This is a genomic window from Ventrimonas faecis, from assembly GCF_040096075.1.
GTDB classification, from domain to species: Bacteria; Bacillota; Clostridia; order Lachnospirales; family Lachnospiraceae; genus Brotaphodocola; species Brotaphodocola faecis.
Genome location: NZ_JBBMFJ010000001.1, coordinates 150,409 through 168,496, shown reverse-complemented (window position 1 = coordinate 168,496; position 18,088 = coordinate 150,409). Strand labels below are relative to the sequence as shown.

At 51.0% G+C, this 18,088-nt stretch carries 15 protein-coding genes and 1 riboswitch; of the genes, 12 read left to right on the top strand and 3 right to left on the bottom strand.

Translation table 11 applies throughout. The features are described 5' to 3' along the window. Positions 1–64 precede the first annotated feature (64 nt). On the bottom strand, positions 65–376 hold the full coding sequence (locus WMO41_RS00800) for a hypothetical protein (RefSeq protein WP_349228169.1): 312 nt from the start codon (positions 374–376) through the stop codon (positions 65–67). Positions 377–985: 609 nt separating this feature from the next. Here WMO41_RS00800 and WMO41_RS00795 point away from each other — a divergent pair. The 7 genes from WMO41_RS00795 (at position 986) to feoB (ending at position 8,947) form a co-directional block, all read left to right on the top strand. After that, positions 986–1,639 (top strand): ECF transporter S component, encoded by a 654-nt coding sequence (locus tag WMO41_RS00795; protein ID WP_349228168.1) that lies wholly within the window; start codon positions 986–988, stop codon positions 1,637–1,639. Next, the gene (locus tag WMO41_RS00790; RefSeq protein ID WP_349228167.1) at positions 1,636–3,231 is read left to right on the top strand and encodes an FAD-dependent oxidoreductase; all 1,596 of its coding nucleotides are present in this window, start codon (positions 1,636–1,638) and stop codon (positions 3,229–3,231) included. The genes WMO41_RS00795 and WMO41_RS00790 overlap by 4 nt, the downstream gene beginning before the upstream one ends. Before the next feature lie 167 nt (positions 3,232–3,398). Then, on the top strand, positions 3,399–4,106 hold the full coding sequence (locus WMO41_RS00785) for an AzlC family ABC transporter permease (protein ID WP_349228166.1): 708 nt from the start codon (positions 3,399–3,401) through the stop codon (positions 4,104–4,106). Then, the gene (locus WMO41_RS00780; RefSeq protein WP_349228165.1) at positions 4,103–4,429 is read left to right on the top strand and encodes a branched-chain amino acid transporter permease; all 327 of its coding nucleotides are present in this window, start codon (positions 4,103–4,105) and stop codon (positions 4,427–4,429) included. Before WMO41_RS00785 ends, WMO41_RS00780 begins: the two co-directional genes overlap by 4 nt. A 121-nt stretch (positions 4,430–4,550) precedes the next feature. Further along, the gene (gene uvrB / locus WMO41_RS00775; RefSeq protein ID WP_349228164.1) at positions 4,551–6,539 is read left to right on the top strand and encodes an excinuclease ABC subunit UvrB; all 1,989 of its coding nucleotides are present in this window, start codon (positions 4,551–4,553) and stop codon (positions 6,537–6,539) included. 100 nt (positions 6,540–6,639) lie between these two features. After that, positions 6,640–6,885 carry a FeoA family protein gene (locus WMO41_RS00770; protein WP_494338405.1) on the top strand — a complete coding sequence of 82 codons (246 nt, stop codon included), beginning with the start codon at positions 6,640–6,642 and terminating at the stop codon, positions 6,883–6,885. A gap of 22 nt (positions 6,886–6,907) precedes the next feature. Then, a complete protein-coding gene (feoB, locus tag WMO41_RS00765; protein ID WP_349228233.1) occupies positions 6,908–8,947 on the top strand; it encodes a ferrous iron transport protein B in 2,040 nt (679 codons plus the stop codon). Between the two features lie 77 nt (positions 8,948–9,024). Here feoB and WMO41_RS00760 read toward each other — a convergent pair whose 3' ends face one another. Beyond that, on the bottom strand, positions 9,025–9,984 hold the full coding sequence (locus WMO41_RS00760) for a DUF5688 family protein (RefSeq protein WP_177291354.1): 960 nt from the start codon (positions 9,982–9,984) through the stop codon (positions 9,025–9,027). Between the two features lie 252 nt (positions 9,985–10,236). Here WMO41_RS00760 and WMO41_RS00755 point away from each other — a divergent pair, with 252 nt between their 5' ends. From WMO41_RS00755 to metK, 4 genes are all read left to right on the top strand, one after another. Then, a complete protein-coding gene (locus WMO41_RS00755; protein ID WP_349228162.1) occupies positions 10,237–12,711 on the top strand; it encodes a hypothetical protein in 2,475 nt (824 codons plus the stop codon). Between the two features lie 86 nt (positions 12,712–12,797). Next, complete coding sequence (murA, locus tag WMO41_RS00750; protein WP_177291352.1) at positions 12,798–14,090, top strand: UDP-N-acetylglucosamine 1-carboxyvinyltransferase; 1,293 nt, start codon at positions 12,798–12,800, stop codon at positions 14,088–14,090. A gap of 275 nt (positions 14,091–14,365) precedes the next feature. Then, complete coding sequence (locus tag WMO41_RS00745) at positions 14,366–15,391, top strand: hypothetical protein (protein WP_349228161.1); 1,026 nt, start codon at positions 14,366–14,368, stop codon at positions 15,389–15,391. 191 nt (positions 15,392–15,582) lie between these two features. Then, a riboswitch (SAM riboswitch) is annotated at positions 15,583–15,702 on the top strand. 88 nt (positions 15,703–15,790) lie between these two features. After that, positions 15,791–16,978 carry a methionine adenosyltransferase gene (gene metK / locus WMO41_RS00740; RefSeq protein WP_349228160.1) on the top strand — a complete coding sequence of 396 codons (1,188 nt, stop codon included), beginning with the start codon at positions 15,791–15,793 and terminating at the stop codon, positions 16,976–16,978. A gap of 85 nt (positions 16,979–17,063) precedes the next feature. Here the strand turns inward: metK and WMO41_RS00735 are convergent, their stop codons facing one another. Next, positions 17,064–17,414, bottom strand: a complete 351-nt coding sequence (locus WMO41_RS00735) for a NusG domain II-containing protein (RefSeq protein ID WP_177291350.1) — start codon at positions 17,412–17,414, stop codon at positions 17,064–17,066. 109 nt (positions 17,415–17,523) lie between these two features. Between WMO41_RS00735 and WMO41_RS00730 the strand changes: the two genes are divergently transcribed. Continuing rightward, positions 17,524–18,069, top strand: a complete 546-nt coding sequence (locus WMO41_RS00730) for a Gx transporter family protein (protein WP_349228159.1) — start codon at positions 17,524–17,526, stop codon at positions 18,067–18,069. Positions 18,070–18,088 lie beyond the last annotated feature (19 nt).

Sequence of the window (18,088 nt, the reverse complement as noted above, 5' to 3'; positions counted from 1 at the left end):
CTGATCTGCCGGTTTTTCGTTTATACGGTATTTCTCTTATGTGAAAGATGACGCTGTCCGTAAATTAGTTAGCAGCGGTAGTCTCCTCAGCCTCAGACTCAGCAGACTCCTCCTCGGAAGACTCCTCAGCCTCTTCAGAAGACTCCTCTTCCTCAGATGCCTCCTCAGACTCAACGGACTCCTCGTCAGCTTCCTCAGAAGACTCCTCTGCCTCGGTGGACTCCTCTACGGTAGTCTCCTCGACGGTGGTCTCTTCTACAGTAGTCTCTGCAGCAGTGGTCTCCTCTTTGGTGCCGCCGCAAGCGGTGATTCCCATAGCTACCATAGCAGCAGCTACAACAGCGATCATGGATTTGTTAAATACTTTCTTCATCATAATTTTTTCCTCCTCTGTCCGGGATTCCTCTCGAACAAGCACATACTATAACGGAAAAATGTGACCAAATTGTGTTCAAAAAATAAAAAAATATGAAAATTCTTATCAAATTATTAAGAAAAAAGGGAATTATTTTGTATTTTTAAGCAATATGGTTACCTGCAGGATACTATGCCACAATCTGGAACCTGGTTTACAAGTTGTACAAATGGTATTAAAATAAGATTCAGAGAAAAAACGGTATATGATCTTCAAGGCGGGGTGTGATTCCCCACCGGTGGTAAAGTCCACAAGCCGAAAGGCACGACACGGTGCAATTCCGTGACCGACGGTAGCGTGCTGCAGCTTACAAGCAGGAATCTTCTGAACTGAAAATTCCGTATGCTGCAGGAATGACAGCAGATTTTGCCGATTTGGAATGCGAAGCATTGGCAAAATCACGTTGTTGTTTGCATAACGTAAAAACAGTAACGTAAAAGTCCGGATGAAAGAGGATAAGCAGAGCATGCCCGATGGTCAGAATCAGACTGTTGGGCATTTTTGTCCTTTCACGAACCTGTTTTCCTGTTTCGATGAAGATGCCCTCATCTCGGAAAGGAACGAAAACATATGGAACGATCATCAAAAGTAAAAAAGACAGTATTTATTGGAATGATGGGCGCGGTCTCCACCGTGCTCATGATGCTGAATTTCTCCCTGCCCTTTGTGCCTGGATTTTTGAAATTTGACATCTCGGAACTGCCTGCGCTGTTTGCGGGGTTCTTTCTGGGGCCGGTGAGCGGGTGCTCGGTTATTGTGGTCAAGGTACTGTTAAAGCTTCTGTTTCAGGGCTCTGATACCGCTTATGTAGGTGAAGCCATGAATATCATGGGAAGCGTATGCTTTGTTTTGCCGGCATCGCTGATCTATCGGTGGAAACATACGAAAAAGGGCGCGGTAATCGCAATGACGGTATCTTCGGTTGTGGTCAGCATTGCTTTTATTTTCATCAACGCTTACATTGCGTTTCCGCTGTACTCGAAACTGTACGGAATGCCGATGGAGGTCATTATGGGGATGGGATCTGCCATCAATCCGATGATCACGGATGTTCCGACGCTGATGCTGTTTTCAGTATTTCCATTTAATCTGTTTAAGCATGGCGTGACTTCCTTTGTGACCTATCTGATTTATAAAAAGGCAGGAAATACTTTACGCAGCATGATCGGCGGTGCGGAAAACAGATCGCTGAAAGCAAAGAAAGGACTGGAGAAAACAGTATGAATGAGAAGTGGGCGGTAAAGCCGGAGACTCTGACACCGGATCAGGCAGAAAAGACTCAGGAAGCAGATATTGTCGTGATCGGAGCCGGTCATGCCGGAATCTGTGCGGCCCGCGCGGCTGCGGAAGCTGGTGCGGGCGTGATCGTGCTGGAGCAGCAGGAACGAGAAAAACAGTGGGTGCTTGGCATCGGAGAAATCGGACACATTAATAGTCAGTGGCAGAAAGAGCACGGCGTCCAGGAGGTGGATATCGACACCTTTGTAAATGACTGGCAGCTTCGCACCGGCAACCGTTCCCTGTACCCGCTGATCAGAACTTATGCGCAGCACTGCGGGGAGGCATTTGACTGGCTGATCGAGCCATTATCCCAGGAGGAGAAAGATTCCATCCACCCGGTGCTGACGCCAGCAAGTTCCAATATGCCGGAGCTCCTGAACGGGCTTCACGCATGGCCGGGAACCCCGAATATGGGGATGGCATTGCAGAGTAAAGTCATAAAAGCAAATCACCGTCTGGCAGAGGAGTACGGAGCGCAGTTTTTCTTTTCCACCCGAGCCTTGCAGCTGGAGCAGACGGAAGAGGGCCGGGTAAGCGGCGTATTTGCCAAAGCTGTAGACGGAACTCTCTGCCTGTACCGCGCGAAAAAAGGCGTGATCCTGGCAGCAGGAGATTACAGCCGGAATGCCCAAATGTGCCGGTATCTTCTGACCGAAACGGCAGACCTGACGGAAGCGGACAGCGATTTCACCGGACATGGCTGGGATGGAAGCGGAATCTGCATGGGACTCTGGGCCGGTGGAAGGCTGGAGCCGCGCAGCCATGCGGCTATGGGCGGAAACTATTCTTTCCCGGGATTCGGCCTGATCGGTTCCACTCCGGTACTGCGGGTGAATAAACATGGAAAACGGTATTCGGATGAAGCCTTTGGTACTCACATTCTGGCAGCACTTCCGGGGGCGCATCAGCCCAATGGCAATCTGTGGGCCGTGTTTGATGACACGATTGAAACGCAGATTACATTTCAGACGCCCTGTCATGGTCTGCTGGATTATACCGATCAGGAAGAAATGGCACGGTTTGAAGCGGCACTTGCAAAGGCAAAGAGCCAGAAGAATCAGATGATCATGGATCAGGACCGGGCAGGGGAAAGTCGTCCGCTTTACTGCGCGGATACACTGGAGGAACTGGCTGGCCTGATGTTTGAGGAAAAAGCGGATCAGGAGACATTTCTAAGTGAAGTGAAACGCTACAATGCGTTATGTCACAGTCATCATGACGTTGATTTTGGCAAGGATCCGAGACTGATGCAACCGATTGAAAAAGCTCCGTTTTATGCCAGCAGCACTGTAAAGGACAGTCACCGGCCGGGGGGCCAGTCCCTGAAAATTCTGGTGACAGTCAGTGGGCTGGAAATCGATGAAAATCAGCAGGTGCTGGACCGGAACTTTGAGCCGATTCCGGGATTGTATGCGACCGGAAACTGCAGCGGCAGGCGGTTTGGCACACAGTATACCACTTCCCTGCCAGGACAGAGCATCAGCATTGCCCAGACGCTGGGGCGGGAACTGGGCAGATACCTGGCGGGAATATGAATACCAGTCATCACCAGACAGCATACCCGTCTGGATTGTCAGACAGAGCGATTTGTGCTATTCTAAATATCGTGTACTGCCCTGAAAATTCAGTGGCGGCTGGTTGGAACCTGAGGTTCCATCGGCGCGATACGAAATAGTAACAAAGTGAGGTTCTGCTTATATATATGAAAAGAAAAGCACTGATCGCGGCATTCCCCCACACGATCCCAATTTTCGCCGGATTTTGGTTTCTGGGGATGGCTTACGGCATTTACATGCATGTGTCCGGGTTCGGATTCTGGTATCCGCTCATCATGAGCATGACGATATTTGGAGGCAGTCTGGAATTTCTGGCAGTAAGCATGCTGCTGGCGCCCTTTGCGCCGCTGCAGGTATTCATCATGACGCTGATGATCCAGGCGAGACATCTGTTTTACGGCATCTCCATGCTGGAAAAATATAAGGAAACCGGATGGAAAAAGCCCTATCTGATTTTTGGCATGTGCGATGAGAGTTTCAGCATCAACTACACCGCCGAAGTGCCGAAAGGAATTGATAAAGGCTGGTTTTATTTCTGGGTTACTCTGCTGAATCAGTTTTACTGGGTCAGCGGAGCCACCATTGGCGGACTTCTGGGCAACCTGATCCACTTTAATACGGAAGGCCTGGATTTTGTCATGACAGCCATGTTCGTGGTAATCTTCCTGGAACAGTGGCTGAAAGAAAAGCATCACATCAGCGCCTGGGTAGGACTTGCGGCCAGTGTGGGCTGCCTGTTTGTATTTGGCCCGGATCAGTTTCTGATCCCGACCATGATCTGTGTTCTGGCGGTGCTGACAGCATTTCGTAAGCCGGTAGAACACAAAATGGGAATGGAGGTGGAACACGCATGACACTGACACAGCGAATCATCACCATTGCATTGTGTGTGGCAGGAACTATGCTGACCCGGTTTCTCCCTTTTCTGATATTCGGAGGAAAGCGCCCGACACCGAAGTATGTGCAGTATCTCGGAACTATGCTGCCCGGGGCTGTATTCAGCATGCTGGTGGTATATTGTCTGCGAAAAGTACAGTTTACCGGCGACACCTACGGTCTGCCGGAGATCCTCTCCATTGTACTGACGGTGCTGCTGCACCTGAAATTTCGGAAAATGCTGGTATCCATTGCCGTCGGAACGGTGTGCTATATGGTGCTGGTGCAGATGGTGTTTTAAATTACAGACTGAAAGTAAAAAGTACAGAACAAACATTCGAGTGTATCTGTACTTTTTTTATTTGGAATGATATACTGAGAGGGAAACAACATGAACCATTTATTTCAGTCAGGAAAAGAATATGGACCATTTTAAATTAGTATCTGAATACGCCCCCACCGGCGACCAGCCTCAGGCTATCGCCCAGTTGGTGGAGGGCTTCAAGGAGGGCAATCAGTTTGAGACATTGCTTGGCGTGACAGGCTCCGGTAAAACCTTTACCATGGCCAATGTCATTCAGGCGTTGAACAAGCCAACACTGATCATTGCCCACAACAAGACACTGGCGGCGCAGCTTTATGGGGAGATGAAGGAATTTTTCCCGGAGAATGCCGTAGAATATTTTGTCTCCTACTATGATTACTATCAGCCGGAGGCCTATGTGCCTTCCACGGACACCTACATTGAGAAGGATTCTGCCATCAACGATGAGATCGACAAGCTGCGGCATTCCGCTACGGCAGCGCTTTCCGAGCGGAAGGACGTTATCATCGTGGCTTCAGTTTCCTGCATTTACGGTCTGGGTTCCCCTATCGACTACCAGGAGATGGTGATCTCTCTTCGGCCTGGTATGGAGAAAGACCGGGATGAGGTTATCCACAAGCTTATTGACATCCAGTACACTCGCAACGATATGGACTTTCACCGCGGTACTTTCCGGGTACGGGGTGATGTTCTGGAAATCTTTCCGGCCTACTCGGACAGTGTGGCGTACCGGGTCGAGTTCTTTGGAGATGAGATTGACCGCATTGTGGAGATCGACACGCTGACCGGCGAGGCAAAGCTGCAGTTAAATCACGTTGCCATTTTCCCGGCTTCCCATTATGTGGTGCCGAAGGAGAAGATGCAGCTTGCCACAGAGAATATTCTGGAGGAGTTAAAGGAGCGTGTGGCGTTCTTTAAGAGTGAGGATAAACTGCTGGAGGCGCAGCGCATTTCCGAGCGGACCAATTTCGATGTGGAGATGATGCGGGAAACCGGTTTCTGCTCTGGGATTGAGAACTACTCCCGTCACTTAACCTTTGGAAAGCCGGGGGAACCGCCGTGGACACTGATCGACTATTTCCCGGATGACTTCCTCATCATTGTAGATGAGTCTCATATCACACTGCCGCAGGTGCGTGGCATGTATGCCGGGGACCGGTCCCGCAAGACCACGCTGGTGGATTACGGCTTCCGGCTTCCGTCTGCGTTAGACAACCGCCCGCTCAACTTTACGGAGTTTGAGAGCAAGATTGACCAGATGATGTTCGTATCTGCAACGCCGGGGCCTTATGAGGCGGATCATGAGCTTCTGCGGGCAGAACAGATCATCCGCCCGACCGGCCTTTTGGATCCGGAGATTTCCGTCCGGCCGGTAGAGGGCCAGATCGATGATCTGGTAAGCGAGGTCAACAAAGAAGTAGCGGCCCATCATAAGGTGCTGATCACCACGCTGACCAAACGGATGGCAGAAGATTTAACCGACTACATGAAAGAAATCGGCATCCGGGTCAAGTACCTGCATTCCGACATCGACACACTGGAGCGTGCGGAGATCATCCGTGACATGCGACTGGATGTATTTGATGTGCTGGTAGGCATCAACCTGCTGCGTGAGGGCCTGGATATTCCGGAGATTACACTGGTAGCAATTCTGGATGCAGACAAAGAAGGTTTCCTGCGTTCGGAAACTTCCTTAATTCAGACCATTGGTCGTGCGGCCCGAAATTCCGAGGGTCACGTCATCATGTATGCGGACACCATCACCGATTCCATGCGGGTGGCCATTGACGAGACGAACCGCCGCCGTCAGATTCAGCAGGCCTACAACGAGGAGCACGGCATTACGCCGACCACCATCAAAAAGGCAGTGCGCGACCTAATTTCCATTTCCAAGGCGGCAGAGAGAGCACCGTCTGCGGACGAAAAGGATCTGGAGTCCATGAGCGCGAAGGAACTGAACAAACTGGTGAAGGAAATCCAGAAGAAGATGCACCAGGCGGCAGCCGAGTTAAACTTCGAGGAAGCCGCCGTGCTGCGTGACCGGATGCTGGAGGTAAAAAAAGCATTACTGGATCTGGAATCCTGAAAAGCAAATAATGACCCTAAAAATATACTCTTATTGACAAAAATTCTCAATAAGGGTATATTTTTTTTACACGAGTTATGAACTGCTAACTAGAAGGAGAATTTATATGAAATTAAATGAGGGTATCATTGGCCACACCTACCGGGTGGAAAGTGTGTCAGTGAATGAGACGATTACCAGGCGTCTGGAGGCATTAGGAGTTAATAACATGACTCCGGTGATCCTTTTAAATAAGAAAGGAAGCGGTTCCGTGATCTTTAAGGTGCGCGGAACCAGACTGGCCGTGGGCAAACGCATCAGCGACGGCATCGAGGTCTCAGAGATGGAGGTGCAGAACCATGGCTGAGGAAAAAATGCAGATGGAGCAGATGCAGGAACAGGCAGGCGGGTTGAAGCTGGAGAAGAAGCAAAACGGACAGAGCCAGCGGGAAATCCGCGTCGGCTTCGTGGGCAACCCGAACTGCGGTAAAACAACCCTGTTCAACGCCTTTACCGGGGCCAACTTAAAGGTTGCAAACTGGCCAGGTGTTACGGTGGAACGGGTAGAGGGCCGTACCAGTTACAAGGGCCGTTCCATCAAGGTCATTGACCTTCCGGGTATCTACAGCCTGACTTCCTATACTATTGAGGAAATTGTTACGAGGCGCTGTATCGAGGAAGGCGAGGTGGATGTTATCATCAACGTGGTGGACGCGTCTTCCCTGGAGCGAAACCTCTACCTGACTTTGCAGCTGCTGGAACTGAAGAAACCGGTTATCCTGGCCCTGAACATGATGGATATTGTGGAAGAGCGGGGCATGGAGATTGACCTGCACCGCCTGCCGGAGATGCTGGGCGGCATTCCGGTGGTTCCGGTTTCCGCGAGAAAGCGCACCGGTCTGGATGTGCTGATGCATGCGGTGGTTCACCATTATGAGGAAGGTCCGCAGGGTGTTGTAGTCCATTACGATGAGAATCTGGAAGAAAAAATCCGCCAGATTGAGGCGATTCTGAGGGCCAAATACGGCGACATGGAAAATATGCGCTGGCATGCGGTGAAGCTACTGGAGCAGGACCCGGAGGTGATGAAGGATCATCCGGTGGATATCAGCCATATTGCGGAGAAAAATTACGAAAAAGATATCATCAATGAAAAATACAATTACATAGAAGAAGTTATGGAAGAATGTATGATGGGACGCGAGGAAAAGTCGGCATCCACAGACCGCATTGATTCCTGGCTGACCCATCCGGTATTTGGTGTGCCGATCTTTCTGGGAATCATGGCGACAGTCTTTTTCCTGACCTTTACCGTGGGAGATTTCCTGAAAGGATATTTTGAGTCCGGGCTGGAATGGTTTTCCGGGGCGGTGCTTGCGGCCATGCAGCATGTGCAGGCTTCTGACTGGCTCATCTCCCTGGTGGTAGATGGTATTGTAGCCGGTGTGGGCGGCATTTTAACGTTCCTGCCGAACATTTTCATCCTGTTTCTGGCGCTGGCTTTTCTGGAAGACAGCGGATACATGGCCAGGGTTGCCTATGTCATGAATGAGATCATGGGCCGGGTGGGGCTCTCCGGCAAGGCTTTTTTGCCGATGCTCCTGGGCTTTGGCTGTACGGTTCCGGCGGTCATGGCATCCCGTGCGCTGGCGAGTGAGCGGGACCGCCGCCGCACCATTCTCATCACGCCATTTATGTCCTGCTCCGCAAGACTTCCGATTTATGTGCTTTTTTCGGAGATGTTTTTTAAAGAGCATGCCATGCTGGCTGCTTACTCCCTGTATGTGATCGGACTGATTGTAGCCATTGCCATTGCGTTTATCCTGCATAAACGGGAAAAAAATAAGGACGAGGATACGCTGCTGATCGAGCTTCCGGAATACAAAACACCGAATGCCAGAACGGTGGCCATCTATGTATGGGATAAGGTGAAGGATTACTTGACCAAGGCCGGAACCACCATTTTTGTGGCATCCATTGTACTTTGGTTTGTCTTAAACTTCGGTGTTCATGGCTATGAGACGGATGTGACCCAGAGCTTTGCGGCTGCCATTGGGCGTCTCCTGGTTCCGGTATTAAAACCGGCAGGCCTTGGCACCTGGCAGATCGCGGTGGCGCTGATTTCCGGTTTGTCCGCGAAGGAAGTGGTGGTGTCCAGCTTCTCCGTGCTTTATGGCATCAGCAACATCAACTCTGCGGCTGGTATGGCAGAGCTTTCCAAGGTTCTGGGAATTGCAGGGTTTGGCATGGCCAATGCTTATGCGCTGTTAGTATTCTGCCTGCTGTATTCCCCATGTGTGGCTGCAGTGGGAACGATCCGGCGTGAAACCAGATCATTAAAATTCACGCTGCAGATGGTCCTGTTCCAGATTGTGCTGGCCTGGTGCTTTGCTGTGTCCATTTTCCAGATCGGAAGCCGGATCCTGTAGAGTGGCTGTCAGGCAGGAAGCTGGTGGCCAGAGCGCAGACAACTGGCTGCAGAGCAGACAGAGCGGACCGGAAGTGTTCAGGAAAGTGCGGACGCGCCCACCAGCTCCGGCGCATTGGACACGATTTTTAATGTCCCTTCTTTTCGGGAGAACAGATAGACCTGGTTGGAAAGCTGTTCTTCGGGGGAGACTTCCTGACGGTTGATGGAGGTCACCATGGAACTGAGGTCTTCATAAGAGGTTTCCGGAAGATTCGGAGTCAGAAGGACTTCGTGGACGCTGGATGGCAGAAGAATGAGATCTGCCTGAAGGTGGTCTGCGAAGTCCTTCAGTACGTTCTGGTAGATCATGCAGCTGGCACCGTACAGGCCGTTGCTGTTGCTGAGAACGTAAAGCGGAGATGCGTCATCGGAGTCCAGAAGTTCGCTGATGAGCTCTGGATCATAGTGTTCCCCCATGTTTTTTCGGGCAATTTCCTGCAAGAGATCGGCCATGCTCTGGATCTGAGCCGGGTATTCCAGTGGTGTGTTGTGGCTGGCGGCCTCCCATAAGTCCTGCACGGTCACATTCCAGCGCCGGATATGTTCCTGATGAATGAGGGCGGTCATCTGGCCGGCTTCATTGCGTTCCAGGGAAAGGAAAAAGACGATGGAGAGGTCGAGATAGGGAAGATGGGGCAGATCTTTTAAGAGGACCTGATTGGAGGCCGTGTGGATCATCCGGAACATGATACGGGAGCGCAGATCGGAAAAATGTTCCAGAGAATCGGCCTGCAGGGCAGATGGAGACGGAGTCGCGCGATAGAGCCGCAAAATATCGTGTACGATTTCAGAAATATCGGTTCCGTGGCGGTACTGTTCGTAGTAGGGATTCAGATAAATCGTAGGGGCAACAGAGCAGCCCGGGCTCTGAATGGTCAGCCCGTCCAGGGTAACGCCATTGTTTTTGGGAAGGGGCCGCAGGGTAAACTGGTAGGAATCGCCCAATGCCTCCTGCAGTTTGTTTGTCACTGTTTCAAGAAAAGTTTCGTATATCATAAAATACCTCCGCTGAAATATAAAATGCGCCGGAATAACAGGTACTGTAAAACTGGGAACATAATAAAAACAGAATGATAAGAATGTTTGAAATTGCAGAATTTTTATTATGAATTAATTGGAAGTGTAATTTTATTATAAAGGATACCCGGAGAGATGGCAAGTGAAATTTAAGAAAACATTTCCTTGTAGGGAAGGAGAAAACAGGGTAGAATATGGAGGGGAAATAAAAAATAAGGAAAGAATCAGGATATGAATCACATTGTAAAACGAATCGCGATTTTATCCGGGGTATTCGCAGCGGCGCTGGGCGTCTTTTTTTTCGCGAATAACCGGTGGAACAGTGGCCAGGACCAGGCCGTATATATGGACATGGAGGCGGCTTCGCTTCCCAGTGTTACCGTACAGATGTTAGACCGGGATATGAACCGGCTTTACGGATACCGTCAGGAGATGAACACCACAGCCGCAGGGGAAACTCTGACCATTCTGCCGGAGGACCGGGCACTTACCGTGCATATCACGGAAGGACCGGTTACCGGAATCAGCTATGAAGTGCGCAGCATGGACCGGGACCGGCTGGTGGAACGGACTGAGGTTTCGGACTGGCAGCAGACGGAGGATGGAATTCTTGCTGTGCTTCCAATCCAGAACCTGCTGACAAAAGAGCGGGAATACCAGCTGAAAATCCAGCTGGACACGGAAAATTTCGGGCCGGTTTATTATTATACCCGCATTCTGTGGACCGATGCCGCGGAAAACGCCCGCGCCATGGTGGATCTGGCAGCGGATTTTTCCATGAAGACCTTTGATTATGAGCAGGCAAGAAGTCTGACCACTTATCTGGAGACCAGTCCGTCAGAGGATAACAGCACCTTTGGACATACCTCCATTCATTCCAGCTTTTCCCAGCTCACCTGGGGAAAACTTGGCATGCAGCCGGAGGCAAATGTGGAAATCCACTTAAAGGAACTGGACGGTGTCATGTGCGGCATCCAGCTTTCCTATCAGGCAAAACGCCAGGGCGAGGACGGTACGGAAACTTATGAGGTCGAGGAAGACTTTACCATGAAATGGAATGAACTGCGCATTTATATGATGCAGTACGACCGCACCGTGAATCAGATCTTTTCCGGGGACCGCAGCGAATATTCCGGAAAGAGAATCCTGTTGGGCATTACCGGGGACGACCGTGTGGAGCTGGTAAAGAGCGCGGGCGGAAAGGTTTTTGCATACCGGGTGAACCGGGACTTATGGAGCTATGACCCGGCAGACCGCCGCGCCGTGAAAGTCTTTTCCTTCCGGGATGATGACAGCGCGGATGTGCGCAGCAATTATGACCATCATGATACCAGAATCCTTTCCGTGGAAGATGACGGGGATATGGACTTTCTGGTATATGGCTATATGAACCGTGGAAATCATGAGGGCGAGAATGGAATTGCCGGGTATCATTATACGGCTTCTGAAAACGCGCTGGAGGAGCGCTATTTCATTCCGTATTCCGGTTCCTATGAGCAGCTGGAGGCAGATCTTGACCGCCTGGCCTGCCAGACCGCGGGAGGAATGCTGTACCTGTATGTAGATCATGCCATTTATGGAATTGACATGAACAGTCGTGAGAATATGGTTGTGGCAGATTCTCTGGCAGAAGGAACCTTTGCAGTCAGCAGCGATAAAAAACGTATCGCGTGGCAGGAGGGTACCATTTACGAGTCCGGTGTGCTGCATCTGATGGATCTGGAGACCGGGGAAAATCGGGAAATCCGGGCCGGAGACGGGGAATATGTCCGCACCCTTGGTTTTGTGGGCCGTGACCTGGTATATGGCATGGCGCGGGGGGATGACATCTGGCTGGTCAATGGCCGGACTGAGAATCTTCCTATGTATAGTATCCGCATCATCAATGACCAGATGCAGGAAGAAACCAGTTATGAGAAAAATGGCTACTACATTTCCGAGGTTACGGTGGATGAGAGCCGGATCCATTTAAAACGCGTCATGAAAACCGGTCCCAACCGTTACGCGGACAGTCCGGAGGATACCATCGTCTGCAATGCGGATCTTGGAAATGGAAAACTGGACGGCATTGGCTGGTTTGCGTCACCGGAAAAGGAACGGGTCTATTTTGTCCAGCTGGAGGAAGAAATCAAAAACAGCCGGAGCATCCGGATTTTTGCGCCGAAGCGGGTGAGCTATGAACAGTCGGACCGCCTGGAACTGAAATCCAATTATCAGCTTTCTGATATGGAATTTTACGCCTATGGAAGCGGGCATCTGCTGAAAGTGACAACCGATTTTTCGGAGGCGCTGCAGCTCGCCTATGACAAGATGGGCTTTGTGACAGACAAGGACCGCAATATGCTCTGGAATCGTGTAAAGCGTGGAAATATCCGCAATATCCGGGATCCGCAGTCCGCGTTTGCTCCGCTGGCGCGTCATTTGGAAACCTTTGCGGAGAGCACGGTGTACCAGAATGAAGAACTGGTGGTGCTCAACGCGCGGGGCAGCAGTCTGGCCCAGATGCTCTACTTCATCGATCAGGGCATTCCGGTGGCCGCATACACCGGAGAGGGGCAGTACCTGATTCTCTGCGGCTTTGACCAGTATAATGTTACGGTGTTTGACCCGCAGACCGGGGAACTTTACAAGGCCGGTCTCAATGACAGCACAGAGTTCTTCCGTGCGCGGGGAAATGACTTTATCTGCGCAGTGAGCCTGCCGTAGTTTCCCTTTACAAAATCAGAATCTGTGGTATAATCATAAAGATTTAATAGAATTGTAAAGGTTTACTTTTGATATAGAGGTGTGTAATGAATCAGTATATTATGAAAGGCGGCAGTCCGCTGGTTGGAGATGTTGTGATCAGTGGAGCAAAGAACGCCGCGCTCGGCATTCTGGCCGCTTCCATTATGACAGATGAAGATGTGATCATTGAAAATCTTCCGGATGTGCGTGATATCAACGTTCTTCTGGAGGCAATCCAGGAAATTGGCGCACGGGTGGACCGCATAGACCGTCATACCGTAAAGATTAACGGTTCCACCATCCGTGAGGTCGCAGTGGATGATGAGTACATCCGCCGCATTCGTGCTTCCTATTATTTTATTGGCGCGCTGCTTGGCAAATACAAGAGTGCGCAGGTACCGCTTCCGGGCGGCTGCGATATTGGCAGCAGACCGATTGACCAGCATTTAAAGGGCTTCCGTGCCCTGGGCGCCAAGATTGAGATTGAGTGCGGCGCTGTCCATGCCCACGCCATTGACCTGGTGGGCGCGCACATTTATCTGGATATGGTTTCTGTCGGTGCAACCATCAACATCATGATGGCGGCAGCCATGGCAGAAGGCATGACCATCATTGAGAACGCGGCCAAAGAGCCTCATGTAGTAGATGTGGCAAACTTCTTAAACAGCATGGGAGCCAACATCAAGGGCGCAGGAACCGACGTCATCCGCATCCGCGGTGTCAGAACCCTGCACGGAACCGACTACTCCATCATTCCGGATCAGATTGAGGCAGGCACATTCATGTGTGCCGCAGCAGTGACCCGGGGCGATATTACCGTAAAGAATGTCATTCCGAAGCATCTGGAAGCAATTTCCGCAAAGCTGATCGAGATTGGCTGTGAGGTTATTGAGGGAGATGACGAGGTGCGTGTCGTAGGCAGACCAAAGCAGTGCTCCACCAACATTAAAACGCTGCCGTATCCGGGCTTCCCGACAGACATGCAGCCGCAGATGGCCGTGACTCTGGCTCTGGCAGAGGGCACCAGCATGATCACCGAGAGTATTTTTGAAAACCGTTTTAAATATGTAGACGAGCTGGCCCGCATGGGTGGCAGCATCAAGGTAGAGGGCAACGTAGCCGTGATCGACGGCGTGAAGGGCTTTACCGGAGCCCGTGTTGAGTCTCCGGATCTGCGTGCCGGCGCGGCTCTGGTGCTTGCCGGCCTATCCGCGCAAGGCTACACGGTAGTAGACGAAATCGGCTATATCCAGCGTGGATATGAGAAATTCGAGGAAAAACTCCAGTCACTTGGCGCAGCCATTGAGATGGTGGATTCCGAGAAGGAAGCGCAGAAGTTCCGCTTAAAGACCGGCTGATCTGCTTCATAAAATGAAATAATAACATTCAGAACACAGGCTGTCTGCTTTATCAGGATAGGATGAACGGACGGCCTGCTTTGTCATAAAGAATACAGAAACTGGAGCAGTTTGATAAGAATTGTAAACAAATCGTTAAATTCTGTAGGAAATTCGTCATGTTCTGGACACAAACTGTACACGTTTTTCCGGTATCCTGTAAGTAATCAAAAAGGATTACAGTTCATGCGCCGTATGAACTACGATGAAAAAGATCAGCAAAAGGAGGAACAAGTATGAAGTTATGGAAAAAAGGACTGGCCGGTGTCATCGGCGCCGCATTACTGGCAACACTGGCAGCAGGGACAGCACTGGCAGCAGAGAGCCGTACTAAAATTACCAGCGTGAGTATCACCATTGATTCTGATATCTCAGTAGGTGACAGCGGTGGAAGCGTAACTGCAAGCGCAAATGGAAGCAACTACGATGTAACCGATGTGGACATTGTGAATGATGACGGCGAGTGGGTAGACGGAGACGTTCCGAGAGTCGAGATTACCCTGGAAGCAGATGGTGATTATTATTTCACTTCCATGAGCAAGGCAAAGGTAACCTTAAAGGGTGACAAGGCAACCTACGTTTCTTCCAGAAGAGAAGATTCCAGCTCTACCCTGATCATCACGGTAAAGTTAGATGATCTGGAAGGTACCATGGAGATTGATGACGTAACCTGGCAGAATGAAAACTCACCGATCGCAACCTGGGAAACCACCTCAGGCGCAGTAAGCTATCAGGTCCGCTTATACCGCGGCAGCAGCTCTGTAGGCAGCGCAGTGAGCACCAGCAACGAGTATTACAACTTCGCGTCCAGCATCACCAGAGAGGGTGAGTATTACTTTAAGGTACGTGCCGTAAACAGCAACAGTAAGAAGGGTGACTGGTACGAGTCCGATTACATCTATGTAGACGATGAGATGCTTGCAAACATCAAGGCAGGCAACTACAACAGCATCAGCAATTCCACCGGAAGCACTACCAATGCTCCTGGAAACAGCCAGCAGGCATCCTGGATCAAGGACAGTGTAGGCTGGTGGTATCGTTACGCAAACGGCGGCTACCCGACCAACGGCTGGCTGCAGATCAACAACCAGTGGTACTGCTTTGACAGCGTAGGCTATATGCGCACAGGCTGGATTCAGGCAGGCGACGGCAACTACTACTACTGCGATCTGACCAACGGCAACATGGTGACCAATACCTGGACACCGGATGGCTACTATGTAAACGAATCCGGCGTATGGGTAAAGGGCAAGACCCGTTAATTCAGGATAAAAAACTCAGGGAGTCCGCTCAGGCGGGCTCCTTTTTGGGTTTTCCGGGTCATCTTTTCTCATTTATGCAATAATTGTTCTGCGTTCACATAAAAGTCCTTGACAGTGCATACTGAATCTGTTAAGATATGACACGCAGTCACGCGATGGCTGCTGTAACCAATAACTGAAAAGTGCGTAATCCCTTATTCAGAGTGATGGAGATACAAAGGATCTGTGAAGTCACGGCAACCCCTCACGAAATGCCACCGGCAGGAGCGTGCGGAAGGTGCCAACCTGAGCGAGAAATCGAGCAATAAGAGGATTTGATGAAATCAGAAATCAAGTCCGCGGCGTTGCTACGGACTTTTCTTTATGTTTCATTTTAATATTATTCTAAGGAGGATTTTCATGGAAAAGTTACTGTTTACTTCCGAGTCCGTTACTGAGGGACATCCGGACAAGATGTGCGATGCAATTTCTGACGCGATTCTGGATGCGCTGATGGAAAAAGACCCGATGAGCCGTGTTGCATGCGAGACCTGCACTACCACCGGCCTGGTTATGGTTATGGGTGAGATCACCACCAATGCCTATGTAGATATTCAGAAGATCGTGCGCGAAACCGTGCGTGAGATTGGTTATGACCGCGCGAAATATGGTTTTGACTGCGATACCTGCGGCGTGATCGTAGCTCTGGACGAGCAGTCCAAGGATATCGCTCTTGGCGTAGATACCGCACTGGAGAAAAAGGAAAACACCATGGACGATGACGCGCTGGATGCCATTGGCGCAGGTGACCAGGGTATGATGTTCGGTTTCGCAACCAATGAGACCGAGGAGTACATGCCGTACCCGATCGCACTGGCACACAAGCTGGCACGTCAGCTCACCAAGGTCCGCAAGGACGGCACCCTTCGTTACCTTCGTCCGGATGGAAAGACCCAGGTTACCGTAGAGTACGATGAGAACGGCAAGCCGAAGCGCCTGGACGCAGTGGTTCTTTCTACCCAGCACGACGAGGAGGTTACTCAGGAGCAGATCCATGCAGATATCAAAAAATATGTATTCGACGAGATCCTTCCGGCAGAGATGGTAGATGCAGAAACCAAGTTCTTCATTAACCCGACCGGACGTTTCGTAATCGGCGGCCCGCACGGAGACAGCGGCCTGACCGGACGTAAGATCATCGTAGACACCTACGGTGGATACGCACGTCACGGCGGCGGCGCATTCTCCGGTAAGGACTGCACCAAGGTAGACCGTTCCGCAGCTTACGCAGCACGTTACGTTGCAAAGAATATTGTTGCAGCAGGACTGGCTGACAAGTGCGAGATCCAGCTTTCCTACGCAATCGGCGTAGCACATCCGACCTCCATCATGGTAGATACCTTCGGAACCGGAAAGCTTTCCAACGAGAAGCTGGTAGAGATCATCCGCGAGAACTTCGACTTAAGACCGGCCGGGATCATCAAGATGCTTGACCTGCGCCGCCCGATCTACAAGCAGACCGCAGCATACGGCCACTTCGGACGCACCGACGTGGATCTGCCGTGGGAGAAGCTTGACAAAGCAGACGCACTCAAGGCATACCTCTAAAATAAAAATTTAATTTGTATACAGAAAATGCCGGGCGGCGCCAAATGGCGCCTTCCGGCATTTTCGTTGCTTTCCAATATTGTTATTATGGTTCTGGTGCCACGATTTTGGCAATTACGCGGTTGGGAAGACAGACGATGAGTTCTCCGTTTAAGGAAACCTTGCCCTGATGGACGCATACTTTGTCGGGGCAGGAGGCTTCGCTGATCCATGCGGTGCCATCTTGGATGATCAGGTGGTTGGTGCCGCCGTTTACGCCATCTATGATGAGATCTGCGTCCTGATTTAAGTCCAGAGTCCGGACGAGTTTTCCGTCTACGGTAATTTCGACCTGGGCGGCCGGTTTTTTATGCATGGCCTGATTGACCAGAAATCCTGCGGCGGCAGCCAGCAGCAGAACCAGGATCAGAACCAGTTCCCGCTTCTTTTTTGTCATGGAAGCACCTCTTTCTAAAACATGGGGTTGATGTTATAATAAGGTTACTGTCCGCACAGCGTGTGTGAACAGCATCGAAACTATAGCATAGAAGCAGGGAGATGTCAAATTGAGAGAAAGAAAGAACAGTCAGAACAGCAATGGACGTAGCAGTGCGGGAAAGATCGCGCAGTACGGCCTTCTCATTGCGCTGGCTTTTATATTCAGCTACGTGGAGGCGCTGATTCCGCTTCCCGTTCCGGTCCCGGGCATCAAGCTGGGACTGGCCAATCTGGTGAATGTGGCAGGACTCTACACAGTGGGAGCTGCCGGAACCCTGGTGGTGGGGCTGCTTCGCATTGTGATGGTGGGCTTTACCTTCAGCAATCCTGGCAGTATGCTGTACGCGCTGGCCGGTGGTATCTTAAGCCTTGCGGTTATGGCACTGGCGAAAAAGATGGACTGGTTTGAGAAGACCGGAGTCAGCATTCTGGGCGGTGTGTTCCACAACATCGGCCAGCTTTCCATGGCGGCATGGATTACAGGTACGGCCGGGGTGTTTTCCTATCTGCCGGTGCTTCTGGTGGCAGGCGTGATCACGGGCGGCGTGATCGGCCTGCTGGGCGGTCTGGTGACAGACCGTATTGCGCCGGCTGTCCGGGGAATGCGTCGGTAGCGCAAAAGCATCATACGGC